Below are 18,479 nucleotides of genomic sequence, written 5' to 3'. Positions count from 1 at the left end.
CATCCGTACAAAATGGCGTCTGAAGCGGGAAACGGGCTTCAGACGGCATTGCCGCGCTTATACGCCGGCGACGGGGCGGGCGGGATAGCCGTGGGTATCGACCGAACAGGCAAACCGCCAAGGCGTGTGGACGGTGTCGGCGGACAGGTGGGCGAGTTCGGGAATGTGCCGTTTGATAAAAGTACCGTCCGGGTCGGTACGGTATGAGGCGGCGGCAATGTCGGGGCAGGTGTGCCGTGAGGCGGCAAGCCGCCAGTTGCCTTGGTTGATTGCCGCATCGAAATCGGTCAGCTGCCGGGCAAACCATATCTCGCCTTCGCGGCGGGGGAGGTTTAAAACGTGGCAGAAAAAATCCGCGCTCAAGCGTCTCAGGGCGGGGTGGAGGCTGCCGGTTTTGTGCAAACAGCGCATCGCGGCATCGATAATCGGAATGCCGGTCCGGCCCTGCTGCCAAAGCGTCAGGCGCAGGGTGTGTTCCGGATTGCCGTCTGAAGGGTCGTCATCCGCGTGCTGCAAGGCAAGTTGAAGGAAAAAATCGCGGCGGATGATGTTGTCCGCCCACGCGTTCAGACGGCGTTCGAGGCTTTCCCGCGCGAGCAGGCGCGGCGAGATGCAGCCGACACTCAAATACGCGCCCATCAGCGAAGTGTTTTTGCGCGAAGGGAAATCCTTTAAAACGGAGTAGGAAGCCGCCTGTTCGAGAAACCGCCGCCACTGCCGCCAAGCCGCCGTTTCGCCGCCGTTTTGCGGCAGGAAGATGCCGTCTGAAAGCGCGGCAGGCGGCGGGGCGGGCAGGTTTTCGGGGAAGGGTTGGCGGTATGCCGCGAATAGGTCCGAACCGGCGGGGGGCTGCTTGGAAAAGCGGTCGAGCCATACTTCGCGGTAGCGGTTGAAATCGGTGTGTGCCGTACCGTTGTCTGGTGTCAGGTCGGTTTTGCCGAAAACGGAACGGTCGTTGACGAAGGTTAACGCGATGCCGTGTTTGTCCAATTCGTGCCAAAGGGCGTTGTCGGCGAGTTTGTCGGCAAAAGTATGGGATTCGTCGGCGATGACGGCGCGGATATTGAGGCGGACGGCGAGCCGGACAAGCCCGGCAGGCGATGCCGCCGTGTAGAGCGGGATGCCGCGCCTTGCCAGCCCTTGGGCGAGTTCGGCGGCGGATTGGCGGTAGAACGCGGCGCGGCGCGGGTTGTCTGTTTCGGCATCGTCAATCCAAATGCCGATAACGGGCGAACCTTCGGCAACGGCGGCGCATAAGGCGGCGTTGTCGCGGATGCGGAGGTTTTGGCGGAACCAGACGAGCGTGTGCGCGGCGCGCGTGTCCGCATAAAGGGGGAGGGCGGTTTCAGACGGCATTTCGGCAGCCTTTCCTGCTGGCGATTTTTTCGTTCAGAAAATCGATGAAACTGCGGACTTTCGCACTCAAAAATGCCCTGTCCGCATAAACGGCGTTCAGCCGGTCGGTCGGGACGGCGTATCCGGGCAGCAGCCTCACCAGCGGGCCGCAGCGCAAATCGTGTTCCGCCGCCCAAAGCGGCTGATAACCGATGCACGCGCCCGCCTTAATCATTTCGCGCATCATCAGCGTGTTGTCGGTACGGATGACGGGGGTCAGTTCAAGCCGGTATTTCTTGCCGTCCGATTTGCGGGTGAGGTCGAGTTTCTGCTGGTTGGTGTAGGTCGGCAGGACGGCAGGCAGCCCCGCCACTTCTTCCGGTGTTTCCGGCACGCCGTTGCGCCTCAGGAAGTCGGGCGAGGCAAGCAGGGCAAATTCGATTTCCGCCAGCGGGCGCGCAATCAGCGAAGGGGAAAGGGTTTGGGAAACGCGCAACGCCAAATCCACGCCTTCGGCAATCAAATCGACGTGGCGGTTGTCCAAAATCAGTTCCAACGCCACTTCGGGATAACGTTCGCGGTATTCCGCCAGCCAGTTGCATATCTGGCTGCCGGCAAACCACAGCGGCATCGTTACGCGCAGCAGCCCCTGCGGTTTTTCCGTCCCCCCGGCGGCTTTTTGCGCGGCATCGTCGAGCGTGTCGAGCGCGTAACTGCATTGCCGGTAGTATTCTTCCCCGGCTTCGGTCAGGCTGAGGTTGCGGCTGTTGTGGTGCAGGAGTTTGGCTTGGACGGTGTTTTCCAAGTGACTGACGTGTTTGCTTGCCATTGCGGTGGAGATGCCGAGCGCGTCGGCGGCGCGGGTGAAGCCGCCGCTTTGGACGACTTGGCGGAAAACTTTGAGGCTGAACAGGGTGTCCATATTTTCTTGTGTGGAAAAGTTGTATCAATAAAAGCAGTATATATTTGAAAAAGGGAAACATCTATACTCTGCCGCCTGAAATGAAGACAAATATCAAAGGAGCTTTTATGTCCGATTGCTGCAACCGTATCCAACCGGTTTTGCTTTCTGTTTTGCGTATCGTAACCGCCTACCTGTTTTTGTTGCACGGTACGTCGAAAATCTTCGCCTTCCCCATTGAAATGGGCAGCGGTTCGCCCGGCGGGCTGTTGCTGCTTGCCGGTATTTTAGAAATTGTCGGCGGCATTTTGCTGGTGTTGGGCCTGTTTGCGCGCCCTGCCGCGTTTGTTTTGTCCGGCCAGATGGCGGTTGCCTATTTTATGGCGCACGCTTCCGGAAATGCTTTGTTCCCGATTGCCAACGGCGGCGAGTCCGCAGTGCTGTTCTGCTTCGTATTTCTCTATATCGCGGCAGCGGGCGGCGGAGCATGGTCGCTGGACAGGCTGTTTTTCAAGCGTAAAGCCTGAACCGGACTGCCTAAAGTGTATTTTGTTGAATGTTTTTGAGGAAAAGAAATGAGCCGTCAATCCCTGCAACAGGCTGCCGAAAGCCGCCGTTCCGTTTATTCGTTAAATAAAAACCTGCCCGTTGGCAAAGATGAAATCGTCCAAATCGTCGAACACGCCGTTTTGCACACACCTTTTTCGTTCAATTCCCAATCTGCCCGCGTGGTCGTGCTGTTTGGCGAAGAGCATGATAAGATACTACTTTAATTGACAACAGCATCTTTACAATTCATTTTCAACCCATTGAATTTCAATATTTGAAAATTCACCGGATTTCAGACGCGGCAAAGCAGGCATTTAAAAAATGCCTTTTTTCCTTTCGGGATTTACGCCGATTTGTAACGCGATGGATCGTAATCTCCGCCTTTCTTATGTACGTGATACGCAATAACGGCGAGTTTACGCATCAATGCTGCGATGATGACTTTTTTAGGCTTCTTCTTTTCTTCCAGCCTTTTGATGAAGTCGGGAAATGCCCTTATCCGGTATGCGACCATGGCCGGCATAAACAAGACGGCGCGTAATTTCCTGTTGCCAAACTTGGTCAGTTTGCCTTTTCCCCTTACGCTTGTCCCGGATTCTTTTTGTTGCGGGCTTAAGCCTGCGAACGCTGCAAATTTGTTTGATGTTTCAAATTTCGAAGATGTTAGATGATGAAACAATACGGCTGCGGTCATTCTGCCTATTGCCGGTATGGTTTCAAGACGCTTCACGCCTTCCTTGCAGTTAGGCTTCTCCGTCTGCTCTTTTATCTTCTCCTTTAAAACTTCAAGCTGTTCATTCATGGCTTTGATGATTTGCGCATATGCTTTGGCCGCTTCTTCATCTTTTGCCGCGTGATGACGGTTTTTCATTGCCGCGCATTCGCTTTTGATTTGCGCGTATGCTGCGATCATCCGTGAAAGCCTGTATTGCTCGTCCGTAGGCTTCTGCCTCTTTACAAGCTCGCTTTCCTGCGCCGACCGGCAATACTGCGCTATCAGTTTTGCATCCTGTTTGCCTGTTTTGGTTCGCTTGAACCTGCTTTCTGCATACTTGCTTATTTTCAGCGGGTTCACTACGTAAACGCTGTAATACTGCGCGAAGTAGTCGGCAACTTCTTCATAATAATTGCCGGTTGCCTCCATGCAGATATGCAGATTCTGACATCCCAAGCTTTTCAACCGGTCCGAAAACTGATCTAAACCTTTTGAATCGTTGTCAAACTTTGCCGAATATTCGGCATTGCCGACAATGGCCGTTGCGTCAAATGTCAGCTTGGATATGTCCAATCCTACGGCGTTACGCATGGGATTACCCTTATATATTGCGTCCCTAAGAAGGGGCGCAATATATAAGGTGTGGCAATTTGTCGAAGACGCGCTGCGTGCCGTCGTGCCTGCCGACAGTTTTGAACCGACCGCGCAAAAATTGAAGCTGTTTAAGGCGGGCGCGGCAACCATTTTGTTTTATGAAGATCAAAATGTCGTCAAAGGTTTGCAGGAGCAGTTCCCTGCTTATGCCGCCAACTTTCCCGTTTGGGCGGACCAGGCGAACGCTATGGTACAGTATGCCGTCTGGACGACACTTGCCGCGGTCGGTGCAGGTGCAAATCTGCAACATTACAACCCCTTGCCCGATGTGGCGATTGCTAAAGCGTGGAATATTCCCGAAAACTGGCTGTTGCGCGCGCAAATGGTTATCGGTGGTATTGAAGGGGCGGCAGGTGAAAAGGTCTTTGAACCCGTTGCGGAACGTTTGAAAGTGTTCGGCGCATAATTTCGCGGTCAAAAAAATGCCGTCTGAACCCCGTTCAGACGGCATTTTTCAGTATCAGGCGGCGAGTTTTTCGCATTCTTTGATACAGTCGAGGCAGGACTCGTAACAGGCTTTGCATTCCGCATGGTGGGCGGAGTGTTCTTTACAGGCTTTGGCACACTGTTTGCACGCTTCGAGGCACACTTTTGCCGCGTCGCGTGTCAGAGGGGAATTTTGTGCGGCAAGGTCGTGCACCGCGCCGCATAAGGCAAGCATCTGGCGCACGGCAACCGCACAGTCGGACATAGACGTGTCGCCCTGAGTGAGCAGGGACAGGCAGTGGGTCAGGCAAACCTGTCCGGCATCCAGACAGTGTGCGGCAGTTTGGCGGACGGCGGTGTAGGCGGATGCGGCGGCAGGCTGCATATCGTGATGATGGTGGTAGTCGGCGTGTCCGTGCGCACGCGCGAAAGAGGCGGCGGAAGCCAAAGAGACGGCAGCGGCGCTGCCCAAAAATTGACGACGGTTCATGATTTTTTCCTTTATGTTTCAACATGCGGGTCCGGCATAAGGTACACACTTACCATACTGCCCTGGCCGGATCGGTACGATTTTCTGAATAACTGCTTGATTTTGCAGGTGTGAAATTGTCGCACGAGCAGGCATGTTTTAGCTATTCGGAAATTCGAGGAAGGGTGCATCAACCTGTTTTGAAATGATGCGCAGACATGGTAACAGACAAAAAGCCGTCTGAAAATCGTTTTAGACGGCTTTTGTTTTCAAACATTAAAGACCGGGAAACATTCCCTTCATTCCCTTCATGCCTTTGGCCAAGCGCATCAGTTTGCCCAAACCGTTGCCGCTGAACATCTTCATCATCTGCTGCATTTGTTCAAACTGTTTGAGCAATTTGTTCACTTCCTGCACGGTCGTGCCCGCGCCCATCGCAATACGGCGTTTGCGGCCGGATTTGAGCAGGGCAGGGTTGGCGCGTTCTTTAGGGGTCATCGAGTTGATGATGGCTTCTACTTTGCCCATCGCTTTTTCAGCCGTACCTTCGGGGATTTGTTTCGATATTTGACCCAGTTCGCCCGGCATTTTCGACATCAGGTTTTCCAAACCGCCCATATTGCGCATTTGCTGGATTTGTTCTTTAAAATCATTGAGGTCAAAGCCTTTGCCTTTTTGCAGCTTTTTCGCCATTTTGGCGGCGGCTTCTTCATCAATACCTTTTTGAACGTCTTCAATCAGGGTCAATACGTCGCCCATGCCGAGGATACGGCTGGCAAGACGGTCGGGGTGGAAAGGTTCGAGGCCGTTGATTTTCTCGCCGACGCCGATAAATTTAATCGGTTTGCCGGTTACATGGCGTACGGACAATGCCGCACCGCCGCGCGAGTCGCCGTCCATCTTGGTCAATACGACGCCGTTCAGCGGCAGGGCTTCATTAAATGCCTGAGCGGTATTTACCGCATCCTGACCCAGCATGGCATCGATAACGAACAAAGTTTCAACCGGGTTGACCACCGCATGAAGCGCTTTGATTTCGTTCATCATCTCTTCATCGATTGCCAAACGGCCGGCGGTATCGACCATCAATACATCGTAAAAATGTTTTTTGGCGTAATCAACGGCGGCAGTTGCAATCTCAACCGGTTTTTGGTTGGTATCGGATGGGAAAAAATCTACGCCGACCTGTTCGGCCAACAGGCGCAGCTGTTCAATCGCGGCAGGGCGGTAAACGTCGGCGGATACCACCAAAACTTTTTTCTTCTGATCGTTTTTCAGCAGGCGGGCGAGTTTGCCGACGGTTGTTGTCTTACCGGCACCCTGCAAACCGGCCATCAAAATGATGGCAGGCGGTGAAACCGATAAATCCAGTGTTTTGTTTTCCTTGCCCATCAGTTCGACTAAGGCTTGGTTGACCACGCCGATAAAGGCTTGGTCAGGCGTCAGGCTGCCCGCCACTTCCTGACCGAGGGCCTTTTCTTTGACGTTGTTGACGAACTCTTTGACGACAGGCAGGGAGACATCCGCCTCAAGCAGGGCGAGTCGGACTTCGCGCAAGGCTTCTTTAATATTGTCTTCGGTCAGTTTGGCCTGCCCCCGGATGTTTTTGAAGACATTGCTGAAGCGGCCGGTTAAATTGTCTAACATACTTGGTCCTTGGTCTGAAGTAAGAATAGCTTGCCCCATCAGGGGCATTCTTTGTTAAAATAAAATCAAAATAATTTGATGCGGCTTGTGTGCCGGACAGCATATCGGCAAATCCGTCAAGGCTTGCCCGAAACGGGGATTTTACAATTCCAACGTTAAAAGTTCCAATATTTCATAAGCGGCCGCATACGGCGCAACAGTATAGATAGAGAAAGTCCACCATGCCGACAGTTTTCATCTTTTTGACGGCGGTTTACGCAGGATTGGGTGCATTTGCATGGCACTGCCAACAGCAGGGGCGCGGCCGGGATTACCCGTGGAAGACGGAATTGCCGGTTTTGGGCGCGGCATTGACCGTCCACGGCGCGGCACTGCTGATGCCGGTCATTCAAGACAAAATCATCATTATGGGCTTCGGGTATTCCGGCAGCCTGATTGTTTGGATGATGCTGTTTATTTATTTTGCCGGCAGCTTTTTTTATCCGCTGCGCGGAGTGCAGTTGCTGCTGTATCCTTGCGCCGCACTGATGCTGCTGTCAGGTTTGGTTTTCCCGGGAAAATTCTCGGGATATGAAATTACCGACTTTCCCTTTATGCTGCATATCGGCACATCACTGCTTGCATACGGGCTGTTCGGCATCGCAACATTATTGTCCGTTTTGAGCTTGCTGCTGCACCGGAGCCTGCACCGCAGAAACTTCTCCAAGCTCGCAGGATTCCTGCCGTCGCTGCTCAGTTTGGAAAAACTCATGTTCCAGGCCATGTGGGCAGGTTTCATCCTGCTGACCTATTCCGTCGTCAGCGGCACATTCTTCGCCGAAGCCGTATTCGGCAAACCCATGACATTTACCCATAAAACCGTATTCGGCATATTGTCATGGCTGATTTACGGAGGACTGCTGCTCAAACACAGCATGACCGCATGGCGCGGCAAAAAAGCCGCCGTGTGGACCATCATCGGATTTGTCAGCCTTATGATTGCCTATATGGGCAGCAAGTTCGTATTGGAAATCATTCTGAAAAGATAAGAAGAGCCAACAGATGCCGTCTGAAGCCCCGAGTTTCAGGCGGCATATTCACAAAGGCGCATCAGCCGGAGGAGAAGAGGAGGGGGGGTTGGAGGCGGCGCAGCGTTTGGCGGAGATAAAAAACCTTATCCGACAGCGACATGACGAATTTCCCCAAAAAAAATCCCGCTGAAAGTATTGACTGTTTTCCCCTGCGGGCGTATAGTTCGGTTCTTCGCCGCTGCCGAAGCGGCGGACGAACTGAAAAGTATAGCACGGAATGTCGGAAATATCGAGAGATATCTTAGACAGGCGGAAGGGATACTTTATAATTTCGCAACGCTCTTTAACAAAACAGATTACCGATAAGTGTGAGTGCCTTGGGCCTCGCACTGTTTGAAAGACAGACGAGATGATGTTTTGAACATTGTCCTGTCGGTTTCTTTGAAGCAGACCAGAAGTTAAAAAGTTAGAGATTGAACATAAGAGTTTGATCCTGGCTCAGATTGAACGCTGGCGGCATGCTTTACACATGCAAGTCGGACGGCAGCACAGGGAAGCTTGCTTCTCGGGTGGCGAGTGGCGAACGGGTGAGTAACATATCGGAACGTACCGGGTAGCGGGGGATAACTGATCGAAAGATCAGCTAATACCGCATACGTCTTGAGAGGGAAAGCAGGGGACCTTCGGGCCTTGCGCTATCCGAGCGGCCGATATCTGATTAGCTGGTTGGCGGGGTAAAGGCCCACCAAGGCGACGATCAGTAGCGGGTCTGAGAGGATGATCCGCCACACTGGGACTGAGACACGGCCCAGACTCCTACGGGAGGCAGCAGTGGGGAATTTTGGACAATGGGCGCAAGCCTGATCCAGCCATGCCGCGTGTCTGAAGAAGGCCTTCGGGTTGTAAAGGACTTTTGTCAGGGAAGAAAAGGCCGTTGCCAATATCGGCGGCCGATGACGGTACCTGAAGAATAAGCACCGGCTAACTACGTGCCAGCAGCCGCGGTAATACGTAGGGTGCGAGCGTTAATCGGAATTACTGGGCGTAAAGCGGGCGCAGACGGTTACTTAAGCAGGATGTGAAATCCCCGGGCTCAACCCGGGAACTGCGTTCTGAACTGGGTGACTCGAGTGTGTCAGAGGGAGGTGGAATTCCACGTGTAGCAGTGAAATGCGTAGAGATGTGGAGGAATACCGATGGCGAAGGCAGCCTCCTGGGATAACACTGACGTTCATGTCCGAAAGCGTGGGTAGCAAACAGGATTAGATACCCTGGTAGTCCACGCCCTAAACGATGTCAATTAGCTGTTGGGCAACTTGATTGCTTGGTAGCGTAGCTAACGCGTGAAATTGACCGCCTGGGGAGTACGGTCGCAAGATTAAAACTCAAAGGAATTGACGGGGACCTGCACAAGCGGTGGATGATGTGGATTAATTCGATGCAACGCGAAGAACCTTACCTGGTTTTGACATGTGCGGAATCCTCCGGAGACGGAGGAGTGCCTTCGGGAGCCGTAACACAGGTGCTGCATGGCTGTCGTCAGCTCGTGTCGTGAGATGTTGGGTTAAGTCCCGCAACGAGCGCAACCCTTGTCATTAGTTGCCATCATTCGGTTGGGCACTCTAATGAGACTGCCGGTGACAAGCCGGAGGAAGGTGGGGATGACGTCAAGTCCTCATGGCCCTTATGACCAGGGCTTCACACGTCATACAATGGTCGGTACAGAGGGTAGCCAAGCCGCGAGGCGGAGCCAATCTCACAAAACCGATCGTAGTCCGGATTGCACTCTGCAACTCGAGTGCATGAAGTCGGAATCGCTAGTAATCGCAGGTCAGCATACTGCGGTGAATACGTTCCCGGGTCTTGTACACACCGCCCGTCACACCATGGGAGTGGGGGATACCAGAAGTAGGTAGGGTAACCGCAAGGAGCCCGCTTACCACGGTATGCTTCATGACTGGGGTGAAGTCGTAACAAGGTAGCCGTAGGGGAACCTGCGGCTGGATCACCTCCTTTCTAGAGAAAGAAGGGGCTTTAGGCATTCACACTTATCGGTAAACTGAAAAGATGCGGAAGAAGCTTGAGTGAAGGCAAGGTTCGCTTAAGAAGGGAAACCGGGTTTGTAGCTCAGCTGGTTAGAGCACACGCTTGATAAGCGTGGGGTCGGAGGTTCAAGTCCTCCCAGACCCACCAAGAACGGGGGCATAGCTCAGTTGGTAGAGCACCTGCTTTGCAAGCAGGGGGTCATCGGTTCGATCCCGTTTGCCTCCACCAAAACTTTACAAATGAAAGCAAGTTTGCTGTTTTTAGCAGCTTATTTTGATTTGCGAAGTAGAATAACGACGCATCGATCTTTAACAAATTGGAAAGCCGAAATCAACAAACAAAGACAATGAGTTTGTTTTGATTTTTTATTCTTTGCAAAGGATAAAAAATCTCTCGCAAGAGAAAAGAAAACAAACATAGTATTTGGGTGATGATTGTATCGACTTAATCCTGAAACACAAAAGGCAGGATTAAGACACAACAAAGCAGTAAGCTTTATCAAAGTAGGGATTTCAAGTTTGCTTACTTAGTCAACGGGTAGGTAAACGAAGTCAAAGAAGTTCTTGAAATGATAGAGTCAAGTGAATAAGTGCATCAGGCGGATGCCTTGGCGATGATAGGCGACGAAGGACGTGTAAGCCTGCGAAAAGCGCGGGGGAGCTGGCAATAAAGCTATGATTCCGCGATGTCCGAATGGGGAAACCCACTGCATTCTGTGCAGTATCCTAAGTTGAATACATAGGCTTAGAGAAGCGAACCCGGAGAACTGAACCATCTAAGTACCCGGAGGAAAAGAAATCAACCGAGATTCCGCAAGTAGTGGCGAGCGAACGCGGAGGAGCCTGTACGTAATAACTGTCGAGATAGAAGAACAAGCTGGGAAGCTTGACCATAGCGGGTGACAGTCCCGTATTCGAAATCTCAACAGCGGTACTAAGCGTACGAAAAGTAGGGCGGGACACGTGAAATCCTGTCTGAATATGGGGGGACCATCCTCCAAGGCTAAATACTCATCATCGACCGATAGTGAACCAGTACCGTGAGGGAAAGGCGAAAAGAACCCCGGGAGGGGAGTGAAACAGAACCTGAAACCTGATGCATACAAACAGTGGGAGCGCCCTAGTGGTGTGACTGCGTACCTTTTGTATAATGGGTCAACGACTTACATTCAGTAGCGAGCTTAACCGGATAGGGGAGGCGTAGGGAAACCGAGTCTTAATAGGGCGATGAGTTGCTGGGTGTAGACCCGAAACCGAGTGATCTATCCATGGCCAGGTTGAAGGTGCCGTAACAGGTACTGGAGGACCGAACCCACGCATGTTGCAAAATGCGGGGATGAGCTGTGGGTAGGGGTGAAAGGCTAAACAAACTCGGAGATAGCTGGTTCTCCCCGAAAACTATTTAGGTAGTGCCTCGAGCAAGACACTGATGGGGGTAAAGCACTGTTATGGCTAGGGGGTTATTGCAACTTACCAACCCATGGCAAACTCAGAATACCATCAAGTGGTTCCTCGGGAGACAGACAGCGGGTGCTAACGTCCGTTGTCAAGAGGGAAACAACCCAGACCGCCGGCTAAGGTCCCAAATGATAGATTAAGTGGTAAACGAAGTGGGAAGGCACAGACAGCCAGGATGTTGGCTTAGAAGCAGCCATCATTTAAAGAAAGCGTAATAGCTCACTGGTCGAGTCGTCCTGCGCGGAAGATGTAACGGGGCTCAAATCTATAACCGAAGCTGCGGATGCCGGTTTACCGGCATGGTAGGGGAGCGTTCTGTAGGCTGATGAAGGTGCATTGTAAAGTGTGCTGGAGGTATCAGAAGTGCGAATGTTGACATGAGTAGCGATAAAGCGGGTGAAAAGCCCGCTCGCCGAAAGCCCAAGGTTTCCTACGCAACGTTCATCGGCGTAGGGTAAGTCGGCCCCTAAGGCGAGGCAGAAATGCGTAGTCGATGGGAAACAGGTTAATATTCCTGTACTTGATTCAAATGCGATGTGGGGACGGAGAAGGTTAGGTTGGCAAGCTGTTGGAATAGCTTGTTTAAGCCGGTAGGTGGAAGACTTAGGCAAATCCGGGTTTTCTTAACACCGAGAAGTGATGACGAGTGTCTACGGACACGAAGCAACCGATACCACGCTTCCAGGAAAAGCCACTAAGCTTCAGTTTGAATCGAACCGTACCGCAAACCGACACAGGTGGGCAGGATGAGAATTCTAAGGCGCTTGAGAGAACTCGGGAGAAGGAACTCGGCAAATTGATACCGTAACTTCGGGAGAAGGTATGCCCTCTAAGGTTAAGGACTTGCTCCGTAAGCCCCGGAGGGTCGCAGAGAATAGGTGGCTGCGACTGTTTATTAAAAACACAGCACTCTGCCAACACGAAAGTGGACGTATAGGGTGTGACGCCTGCCCGGTGCCGGAAGGTTAATTGAAGATGTGCAAGCATCGGATCGAAGCCCCGGTAAACGGCGGCCGTAACTATAACGGTCCTAAGGTAGCGAAATTCCTTGTCGGGTAAGTTCCGACCCGCACGAATGGCGTAACGATGGCCACACTGTCTCCTCCCGAGACTCAGCGAAGTTGAAGTGGTTGTGAAGATGCAATCTACCCGCTGCTAGACGGAAAGACCCCGTGAACCTTTACTGTAGCTTTGCATTGGACTTTGAAGTCACTTGTGTAGGATAGGTGGGAGGCTTGGAAGCAGAGACGCCAGTCTCTGTGGAGTCGTCCTTGAAATACCACCCTGGTGTCTTTGAGGTTCTAACCCAGACCCGTCATCCGGGTCGGGGACCGTGCATGGTAGGCAGTTTGACTGGGGCGGTCTCCTCCCAAAGCGTAACGGAGGAGTTCGAAGGTTACCTAGGTCCGGTCGGAAATCGGACTGATAGTGCAATGGCAAAAGGTAGCTTAACTGCGAGACCGACAAGTCGGGCAGGTGCGAAAGCAGGACATAGTGATCCGGTGGTTCTGTATGGAAGGGCCATCGCTCAACGGATAAAAGGTACTCCGGGGATAACAGGCTGATTCCGCCCAAGAGTTCATATCGACGGCGGAGTTTGGCACCTCGATGTCGGCTCATCACATCCTGGGGCTGTAGTCGGTCCCAAGGGTATGGCTGTTCGCCATTTAAAGTGGTACGTGAGCTGGGTTTAAAACGTCGTGAGACAGTTTGGTCCCTATCTGCAGTGGGCGTTGGAAGTTTGACGGGGGCTGCTCCTAGTACGAGAGGACCGGAGTGGACGAACCTCTGGTGTACCGGTTGTAACGCCAGTTGCATAGCCGGGTAGCTAAGTTCGGAAGAGATAAGCGCTGAAAGCATCTAAGCGCGAAACTCGCCTGAAGATGAGACTTCCCTTGCGGTTTAACCGCACTAAAGGGTCGTTCGAGACCAGGACGTTGATAGGTGGGGTGTGGAAGCGCGGTAACGCGTGAAGCTAACCCATACTAATTGCCCGTGAGGCTTGACTCTATCATTTGAAGGACTTCAAGAGATAAAAGCTTACTGACTGATTCAGTCATTACCGAATATATTGATTAAGGCTTTACCGATTTGCAACAGTTTAAGTTTGGCGGCCATAGCGAGTTGGTCCCACGCCTTCCCATCCCGAACAGGACCGTGAAACGACTCAGCGCCGATGATAGTGTGGTTCTTCCATGCGAAAGTAGGTCACTGCCAAACACCCTTTCAGAAAACCCCCGGATATCCGGGGGTTTTTGCTTTGCCCGGAAAAAATGTCGGGGATGGCGGGACGGCATCTGTACGGTGTCCGGTCGGGTTTGCGGAGGAACGGCTTGAAACTTTGGGATATTCATTTTAGAATGACCCGTTTTATAGCGGATTAACAAAAATCAGGACAAGGCGGCGGGCCGCAGGCAGTACGGATAGTACGGAACCGGTTCGCCCGGTGCTTCATCACCTTAGGGAACCGTTCCCTTTGAGCCGGGGCGGGGCAACGCCGTACCGGTTTTTGTTAATCCGCCATATCGTCGCAAGATGCGGTTTGTTGTTTGCAACCCTTAAAGGAAAAACCATGAAAAAAATGTTTGTATTGTTCTGTATGCTGTTCTCCTGCGCCTTCTCCCTTGCGGCGGTAAACATCAATGCGGCTTCGCAGCAGGAGCTGGAGGCGCTGCCGGGCATAGGCCCGGCGAAGGCGAAGGCCATTGCGGAATACCGCGCGCAAAACGGCGCGTTCAAGTCTGTGGACGATTTGATCAAGGTGAAGGGCATCGGTCCGGCGGTGCTGGCGAAGCTGAAAGACCAGGCTTCCGTCGGCGCGCCCGCACCAAAAGGCCCCGCCAAACCGGTGCTGCCTGCGGTTAAAAAATAGGGGAACCTGTAAAGGAAGGGGCATCGGCTGCCGCCGGCGCTTTTTTGTTCTTTGTTTGGAAGGGAAATGGCTGGAGAAAGACCTGCGCTATATCGGGGAATGAATCGATGCAAAGGAAATGCCGTCTGAACATGCGTTCGGGCAGCGTTTTGTTGGGTGTATCAGAGCGGAACGTCTGAAAAAGGGTTTCAGGCGGTCTTTGGGCGTGTGGCGGCAGTTGAAAACGTGATAAGGCTACCTGAAAAGTTTGGGAGATTTTCAGGTAGCCTTTGGTATTGGGCGCAACAGACGCAGGTACAGATTAGGCGGTGTGCCGTAATCGTACGAATGCCGATTCAACCTAAGCAGACATCAGTATACATCAGTATTTAGGAAGTGGATGTTTGATGGAGCAAAGGTTGTACGAAGGGTGGAAGGCAACCTGTGGGTGTTTGGTATGGTCGCGCTTGAAAAAACGTGTTTTAAGGGACAAATGCCGTCTGAAAATTGGTTTTAAGACGGCATTTTCGGTTTGTGTGAAACAATGAGGTAAGCTGCACTACGGAATACTTCCCTTGGAAATGGGAAAAGGCAGCATTTTTATGCTGCTTTTTATACGTAAGGGAATTAGAACGTTGCGGCTACGCGGAAGCCCTACTCGTTAAACTTTTCGCTGTCTGTTTTGGTTTTGGTAGTGTTCGGGACAAATTCGGCAGACTTGCGGATTGCGCGGTGGCGGTAGTATGGGTCAAACTCTACGCCGAGACTGCCGGTCAGTTGTTTGCCCACATTCAGACCGCTGCTGACGAACCGGCCTTTGGAGTTTAGGTTGGCATCTTGGGAGGCAATTGCTATTTTGTTTTTGTTGCGGAGATAGACAGCCACCCCGCTCATAGCTTCAGAAACCAGCCTTCGCCAAGGTTTTGACGGATTTCACCATCTGCTTGCAGGGTGAAGCGTTCGCTTTTTGGACAGGCGTAGCCGCAGCATTTTTCTCCCAGATAACGTTTAACTTGGACACGCTCCAAACCGCCACGGAAACGTGTGGATTCGCCGCCCGGTTGGGTGTAGGTATAACCGGCATACACGGCAGCCATTTTGCCTATTGCGCCGTTAGCGATGTGTGCATTCCCTCTTTTGTCGTCTGCATCGTTTTTGCTTCGGGCGTACTCTGCCTTAAAACGCATATCGTGGCGTTCGTTGAACGAAAACCGATGGACGGTGTGCGTTATTTTTCTTTCAAATTGCCGGCAGTGGCTTTGCCTTTAACATAAGCGGTAAAGACTTTGTATTCGCCTTTGCCGTTAGACTCGGGAATATCGGCTACCGTAACGGCGGACACGGCTGCAAGTGAGAGTGCAAGCAGGGGTTTTTTTTCATGTTTTTATAATGAGGATAAATAAATGGAGAAAGTGTGGGAAATACCCGCATTCCAATTAAATCTTTTTTCAAGCAATTAGTTCTTTTTGTTTTCAACATTTTCCTTGCGTATGAAATTTTGCCGGATGTGCAGGCGGAATCGGCAGCGGGGTGTCCTGTACCGGATTGTCGTGGAAACGGGAAAACGGATGTTCCGTGCGGTTTTGCCCGAATGAATGGCGGGTATTGTTTTTATCAATCTGTTTCTTTTTCTTTGAAATAAAATTCCTAAAATATTAAAAATATGAAATTTAAAATCTATGAAAAAAGATATATCAGTTATTTTGAAATAAAATAGCTTTGTAGTAATATGTTGCACTTGTTTGTGCAAGGTAAACGATGTAACCTAAGCCGCGTATAAAAACCCATCAGGAAAGATGCAAGATGACACACCATTACCCCACAGACGATATTAAGATTAAAGAAGTTAAAGAGTTGTTGCCGCCGATTGCCCATCTTTACGAGCTGCCGATTTCCAAAGAGGCTTCGGGCTTGGTTCACCGCACCCGTCAGGAAATTTCCGATTTGGTTCACGGCAGGGACAGGCGGCTGTTGGTCATTATCGGGCCGTGTTCGATTCACGATCCGAAAGCGGCGTTGGAATATGCGGAACGTCTGTTGAAACTCCGCAAGCGGTATGAAAACGAGCTTTTGATCGTGATGCGCGTTTATTTCGAGAAGCCGAGAACGACGGTGGGTTGGAAAGGTTTGATTAACGACCCGCATTTGGACGGTACGTTCGACATCAATTTCGGTTTGCGTCAGGCGCGCAGCCTGTTGTTGTCCCTGAATAATATGGGCATGCCTGCCTCTACCGAATTTTTGGATATGATTACACCCCAGTATTATGCCGACCTGATTTCTTGGGGGGCAATCGGCGCGCGGACGACCGAAAGCCAAGTCCACCGCGAATTGGCAAGCGGTCTGTCCTGCCCCGTCGGCTTTAAAAACGGTACGGACGGCAATTTGAAGATTGCGATCGACGCAATCGGTGCGGCGAGCCATTCGCATCATTTCTTGTCTGTAACCAAGGCCGGGCATTCCGCCATTGTCCATACCGGCGGCAATCCCGACTGTCATGTCATTTTGCGCGGCGGAAAAGAGCCGAATTATGATGCGGGACACGTCAGCGAGGCGGTGGAACAACTGCGTGCGGCAGGGGTAACCGACAAGCTGATGATCGATTGCAGCCACGCCAACAGCCGCAAGGATTACACCCGGCAGATGGAAGTGGCACAAGACATTGCCGACCAATTGGAACAGGACGGCGGCAATATCATGGGCGTGATGGTGGAAAGCCATTTGGTCGAAGGCAGGCAGGACAAGCCGGAAGTGTACGGCAAGAGCATTACCGATGCGTGTATCGGTTGGGGCGCGACTGAAGAATTGTTGGCATTGTTGGCGGGTGCGAACACAAAACGTATGGCGCGCGCAGGTTGAGATTTTTGACGCAGAATGTCATAAAATGCCGTCTGAAGCGTTCAGACGGCATTTTTGTGGAGAAAATATGCTCAAAATAACCATAATTGCGGCGTGTGCGGAAAACCTGTGCATCGGGGCGGGCAATGCTATGCCTTGGCACATCCCCGAAGATTTCGCATTTTTCAAAGCCTATACCTTGGGCAAACCCGTCATTATGGGGCGGAAAACGTGGGAATCCCTGCCCGTCAAACCCCTGCCCGGACGGAGGAACATCGTCATCAGCCGGCAGGCGGATTATTGCGCGGCAGGCGCGGAAACGGTGGCAAGTTTGGAGGCGGCATTGGCATTGTGCGCCGGCGCGGAAGAAGCCGTCATTATGGGCGGCGCGCAGATATACGGACAAGCGATGCCATTAGCGACCGATTTGCGGATAACCGAAGTGGATTTGTCTGTGGAAGGAGATGCATTTTTCCCAGAAATAGACCGGACGCATTGGAAAGAAGCAGAGCGGACGGAACGCCGTGTCAGCAGCAAAGGCGTTGCATATACATTCGTGCATTACCTCAAGGGATAACCGCAAGGCAGATGCCGTCTGAAGCCGCTTCAGACGGCATTTTTCCAGCTTGAGAACGGATGTTTGCTCAAATAGGCATTGGTAAACATACCGTCTGAAGTGATTTCGCGCCCCAGCCAGTCCGGACGGTCAAAATCGGCATTTTCGGCGGGCAACTCGATTTCCGCGACGACCAAAGGCGAGTTTTCGCCAAGGAAAACATCGACTTCAAACAGGCTGCCGCCCCATCTGACCGGATAACGCCGTTTTTCCATCTTAAACGGGCACATCGTTTCCATCATCTTTTCCGCATCGGCAAGCGGGATTTCGTATTCGAACTCGCTGCGGCTGATTTCCGAAATATAGCCTTTCAGCGTCAGCCACGCCCGTTTTCCGGCAATGCGGATGCGGATGGTGCGTTCTTTTTCAACAGACAGGTAGCCCTGTTTCAGCAGTAGCGGCTCATCGGCGTATTGCCGCCATTTGTCGTTTTCAATCAAAAAACGGCGTTCGATTTCTATCGGCATAAGATGCTCCGTCAAAACGGTTTGAACACGACCAGATACAGCGCGGCAACCATCAGCAGCACGGGGATTTCGTTGAACACGCGGTACCAGCGGTGTGAAAAAGCATTGCTGTAATCCTGAAAACGGCGCAGCAGCACGCCGCAATACAACTGATAAGCCAAGAGCATCAAGCCCAAACACAGTTTGACGTGAACCCAGCCGCTGCCCCACCGGCCGGCGGCAAACGGTATCGCCGCGCCGAACACGACCGCGCCGAAACCCAAAGGCGACATAAAACGGTACAACCGCACCGCCATCCCCGACAGGCGCACATACTCGGGATTGCCGCGCGGCGCATCAATCATCGCCATATTGACGAAAATCCTCGGCAGGTAAAACAGCCCTGCAAACCACGAAATGACAAAAAACAAGTGAAACAGCTTGAACCAAGAAAACATCATCGCCCACACCCTTCCGAAAAGCGGTATTGTACAGGCAAACCGCTTGGGAAACGTGATA

The 18,479-nt window shown here is 52.1% G+C and carries 16 protein-coding genes, 2 tRNA genes, 3 rRNA genes and 3 pseudogenes; 15 read left to right on the top strand and 9 right to left on the bottom strand.

Annotated elements, in window-relative coordinates:
- Positions 1-57 precede the first annotated feature (57 nt).
- Both HT085_RS08805 and HT085_RS08800 read right to left on the bottom strand, forming a co-directional pair.
- Positions 58-1,356 (bottom strand): FAD-binding domain-containing protein, encoded by a 1,299-nt coding sequence (locus tag HT085_RS08805; protein WP_003691893.1) that lies wholly within the window; start codon positions 1,354-1,356, stop codon positions 58-60.
- The gene (locus HT085_RS08800) at positions 1,346-2,257 is read right to left on the bottom strand and encodes a LysR family transcriptional regulator (RefSeq protein ID WP_003689884.1); all 912 of its coding nucleotides are present in this window, start codon (positions 2,255-2,257) and stop codon (positions 1,346-1,348) included. The genes HT085_RS08805 and HT085_RS08800 overlap by 11 nt, the downstream gene beginning before the upstream one ends.
- A gap of 107 nt (positions 2,258-2,364) precedes the next feature.
- On the opposite strand from HT085_RS08800, the gene HT085_RS08795 reads away from it, so the two are divergent.
- Complete coding sequence (locus HT085_RS08795) at positions 2,365-2,763, top strand: DoxX family protein (RefSeq protein ID WP_002216361.1); 399 nt, start codon at positions 2,365-2,367, stop codon at positions 2,761-2,763.
- A 48-nt stretch (positions 2,764-2,811) separates the two neighbouring features.
- Positions 2,812-3,000: pseudogene (locus tag HT085_RS08790) on the top strand (nitroreductase family protein); the annotation flags it as partial.
- Between the two features lie 128 nt (positions 3,001-3,128).
- Here HT085_RS08790 and HT085_RS08785 read toward each other — a convergent pair.
- Positions 3,129-4,091, bottom strand: coding sequence for an IS110 family RNA-guided transposase (locus HT085_RS08785; protein WP_048596809.1), 963 nt, complete (start codon positions 4,089-4,091; stop codon positions 3,129-3,131).
- Positions 4,092-4,137: 46 nt separating this feature from the next.
- On the opposite strand from HT085_RS08785, the pseudogene HT085_RS08780 reads away from it, so the two are divergent.
- Positions 4,138-4,560: pseudogene (locus tag HT085_RS08780) on the top strand (nitroreductase family protein); the annotation flags it as partial.
- Positions 4,561-4,614: 54 nt separating this feature from the next.
- On the opposite strand, the gene HT085_RS08775 reads toward HT085_RS08780, so the two are convergent.
- Together HT085_RS08775 and ffh are read right to left on the bottom strand one after the other, a co-directional pair.
- Positions 4,615-5,070, bottom strand: coding sequence for a four-helix bundle copper-binding protein (locus HT085_RS08775; protein WP_003689877.1), 456 nt, complete (start codon positions 5,068-5,070; stop codon positions 4,615-4,617).
- Between the two features lie 255 nt (positions 5,071-5,325).
- Positions 5,326-6,696, bottom strand: a complete 1,371-nt coding sequence (gene ffh, locus HT085_RS08770; RefSeq protein ID WP_003691889.1) for a signal recognition particle protein — start codon at positions 6,694-6,696, stop codon at positions 5,326-5,328.
- Between the two features lie 221 nt (positions 6,697-6,917).
- On the opposite strand from ffh, the gene HT085_RS08765 reads away from it, so the two are divergent.
- The 9 genes and pseudogenes from HT085_RS08765 to HT085_RS08730 all read left to right on the top strand — a co-directional run bounded on the left by HT085_RS08765 (position 6,918) and on the right by HT085_RS08730 (position 14,081).
- On the top strand, positions 6,918-7,724 hold the full coding sequence (locus tag HT085_RS08765; protein WP_003689873.1) for a cytochrome C assembly family protein: 807 nt from the start codon (positions 6,918-6,920) through the stop codon (positions 7,722-7,724).
- 13 nt (positions 7,725-7,737) lie between these two features.
- A complete protein-coding gene (locus HT085_RS08760; protein WP_162488836.1) occupies positions 7,738-7,896 on the top strand; it encodes a hypothetical protein in 159 nt (52 codons plus the stop codon).
- A gap of 285 nt (positions 7,897-8,181) precedes the next feature.
- A 16S ribosomal RNA gene (locus HT085_RS08755) occupies positions 8,182-9,722 on the top strand.
- 100 nt (positions 9,723-9,822) lie between these two features.
- Positions 9,823-9,899 (top strand) — tRNA-Ile (locus HT085_RS08750).
- A 5-nt stretch (positions 9,900-9,904) separates the two neighbouring features.
- Positions 9,905-9,980 (top strand) — tRNA-Ala (locus HT085_RS08745).
- Between the two features lie 347 nt (positions 9,981-10,327).
- Positions 10,328-13,219, top strand: a 23S ribosomal RNA gene (locus HT085_RS08740).
- Positions 13,220-13,315: 96 nt separating this feature from the next.
- Positions 13,316-13,429, top strand: a 5S ribosomal RNA gene (rrf, locus tag HT085_RS08735).
- Together the 16S, 23S and 5S rRNA genes with 2 tRNA genes alongside form the textbook arrangement of a ribosomal RNA operon.
- 35 nt (positions 13,430-13,464) lie before the next feature.
- Positions 13,465-13,581, top strand: a pseudogene (locus HT085_RS11945) (competence protein ComE); the annotation flags it as partial.
- A 104-nt stretch (positions 13,582-13,685) separates the two neighbouring features.
- Positions 13,686-14,081 (top strand): helix-hairpin-helix domain-containing protein, encoded by a 396-nt coding sequence (locus tag HT085_RS08730; protein WP_003703428.1) that lies wholly within the window; start codon positions 13,686-13,688, stop codon positions 14,079-14,081.
- Between the two features lie 633 nt (positions 14,082-14,714).
- Here the strand turns inward: HT085_RS08730 and HT085_RS12095 are convergent.
- Entirely contained in the window at positions 14,715-14,954 is a 240-nt protein-coding gene (locus HT085_RS12095) for a membrane protein (protein ID WP_012503951.1), read from the bottom strand.
- The gene (locus tag HT085_RS12090; RefSeq protein WP_003689859.1) at positions 14,951-15,247 is read right to left on the bottom strand and encodes a hypothetical protein; all 297 of its coding nucleotides are present in this window, start codon (positions 15,245-15,247) and stop codon (positions 14,951-14,953) included. The genes HT085_RS12095 and HT085_RS12090 overlap by 4 nt, the downstream gene beginning before the upstream one ends.
- A 227-nt stretch (positions 15,248-15,474) precedes the next feature.
- Between HT085_RS12090 and HT085_RS08715 the strand changes: the two genes are divergently transcribed.
- The 3 genes from HT085_RS08715 to HT085_RS08705 all read left to right on the top strand — a co-directional run bounded on the left by HT085_RS08715 (position 15,475) and on the right by HT085_RS08705 (position 17,475).
- Positions 15,475-15,702 (top strand): hypothetical protein, encoded by a 228-nt coding sequence (locus tag HT085_RS08715; RefSeq protein ID WP_153707886.1) that lies wholly within the window; start codon positions 15,475-15,477, stop codon positions 15,700-15,702.
- Positions 15,703-15,863: 161 nt separating this feature from the next.
- Positions 15,864-16,919: a 3-deoxy-7-phosphoheptulonate synthase AroG gene (aroG, locus tag HT085_RS08710; protein ID WP_003689853.1), complete on the top strand. Its 1,056-nt coding sequence runs from the start codon at positions 15,864-15,866 to the stop codon at positions 16,917-16,919.
- Between the two features lie 67 nt (positions 16,920-16,986).
- Positions 16,987-17,475, top strand: coding sequence for a dihydrofolate reductase (locus tag HT085_RS08705; protein ID WP_025455834.1), 489 nt, complete (start codon positions 16,987-16,989; stop codon positions 17,473-17,475).
- A gap of 29 nt (positions 17,476-17,504) precedes the next feature.
- Here HT085_RS08705 and HT085_RS08700 read toward each other — a convergent pair whose 3' ends face one another.
- A complete protein-coding gene (locus tag HT085_RS08700; RefSeq protein ID WP_003689851.1) occupies positions 17,505-17,981 on the bottom strand; it encodes a CYTH domain-containing protein in 477 nt (158 codons plus the stop codon).
- A gap of 11 nt (positions 17,982-17,992) precedes the next feature.
- On the bottom strand, positions 17,993-18,421 hold the full coding sequence (locus HT085_RS08695; RefSeq protein WP_020997399.1) for a CopD family protein: 429 nt from the start codon (positions 18,419-18,421) through the stop codon (positions 17,993-17,995).
- Positions 18,422-18,479 lie beyond the last annotated feature (58 nt).

It is taken from the genome of Neisseria gonorrhoeae (genome assembly GCF_013030075.1).
Lineage (GTDB): Bacteria > Pseudomonadota > Gammaproteobacteria > Burkholderiales > Neisseriaceae > Neisseria > Neisseria gonorrhoeae.
The sequence above is the reverse complement of the archived record's forward strand: the minus strand, read 5'-3'. Positions and strand labels throughout refer to the sequence as shown.

What these genes read in the sequence shown, in the direction of transcription:
- HT085_RS08805 (WP_003691893.1), bottom strand. Translation starts at nt 1,356, where the DNA reads ATGCCGTCTGAAACCGCCCTCCCCCTTTATGCGGACACGCGCGCCGCG.
- HT085_RS08800 (WP_003689884.1), bottom strand. Translation starts at nt 2,257, where the DNA reads ATGGACACCCTGTTCAGCCTCAAAGTTTTCCGCCAAGTCGTCCAAAGC.
- HT085_RS08795 (WP_002216361.1), top strand. Translation starts at nt 2,365, where the DNA reads ATGTCCGATTGCTGCAACCGTATCCAACCGGTTTTGCTTTCTGTTTTG.
- HT085_RS08785 (WP_048596809.1), bottom strand. Translation starts at nt 4,091, where the DNA reads ATGCGTAACGCCGTAGGATTGGACATATCCAAGCTGACATTTGACGCA.
- HT085_RS08775 (WP_003689877.1), bottom strand. Translation starts at nt 5,070, where the DNA reads ATGAACCGTCGTCAATTTTTGGGCAGCGCCGCTGCCGTCTCTTTGGCT.
- ffh (WP_003691889.1), bottom strand. Translation starts at nt 6,696, where the DNA reads ATGTTAGACAATTTAACCGGCCGCTTCAGCAATGTCTTCAAAAACATC.
- HT085_RS08765 (WP_003689873.1), top strand. Translation starts at nt 6,918, where the DNA reads ATGCCGACAGTTTTCATCTTTTTGACGGCGGTTTACGCAGGATTGGGT.
- HT085_RS08760 (WP_162488836.1), top strand. Translation starts at nt 7,738, where the DNA reads ATGCCGTCTGAAGCCCCGAGTTTCAGGCGGCATATTCACAAAGGCGCA.
- HT085_RS12095 (WP_012503951.1), bottom strand. Translation starts at nt 14,954, where the DNA reads ATGAGCGGGGTGGCTGTCTATCTCCGCAACAAAAACAAAATAGCAATT.
- HT085_RS12090 (WP_003689859.1), bottom strand. Translation starts at nt 15,247, where the DNA reads ATGCGTTTTAAGGCAGAGTACGCCCGAAGCAAAAACGATGCAGACGAC.
- aroG (WP_003689853.1), top strand. Translation starts at nt 15,864, where the DNA reads ATGACACACCATTACCCCACAGACGATATTAAGATTAAAGAAGTTAAA.
- HT085_RS08705 (WP_025455834.1), top strand. Translation starts at nt 16,987, where the DNA reads ATGCTCAAAATAACCATAATTGCGGCGTGTGCGGAAAACCTGTGCATC.
- HT085_RS08700 (WP_003689851.1), bottom strand. Translation starts at nt 17,981, where the DNA reads ATGCCGATAGAAATCGAACGCCGTTTTTTGATTGAAAACGACAAATGG.
- HT085_RS08695 (WP_020997399.1), bottom strand. Translation starts at nt 18,421, where the DNA reads ATGATGTTTTCTTGGTTCAAGCTGTTTCACTTGTTTTTTGTCATTTCG.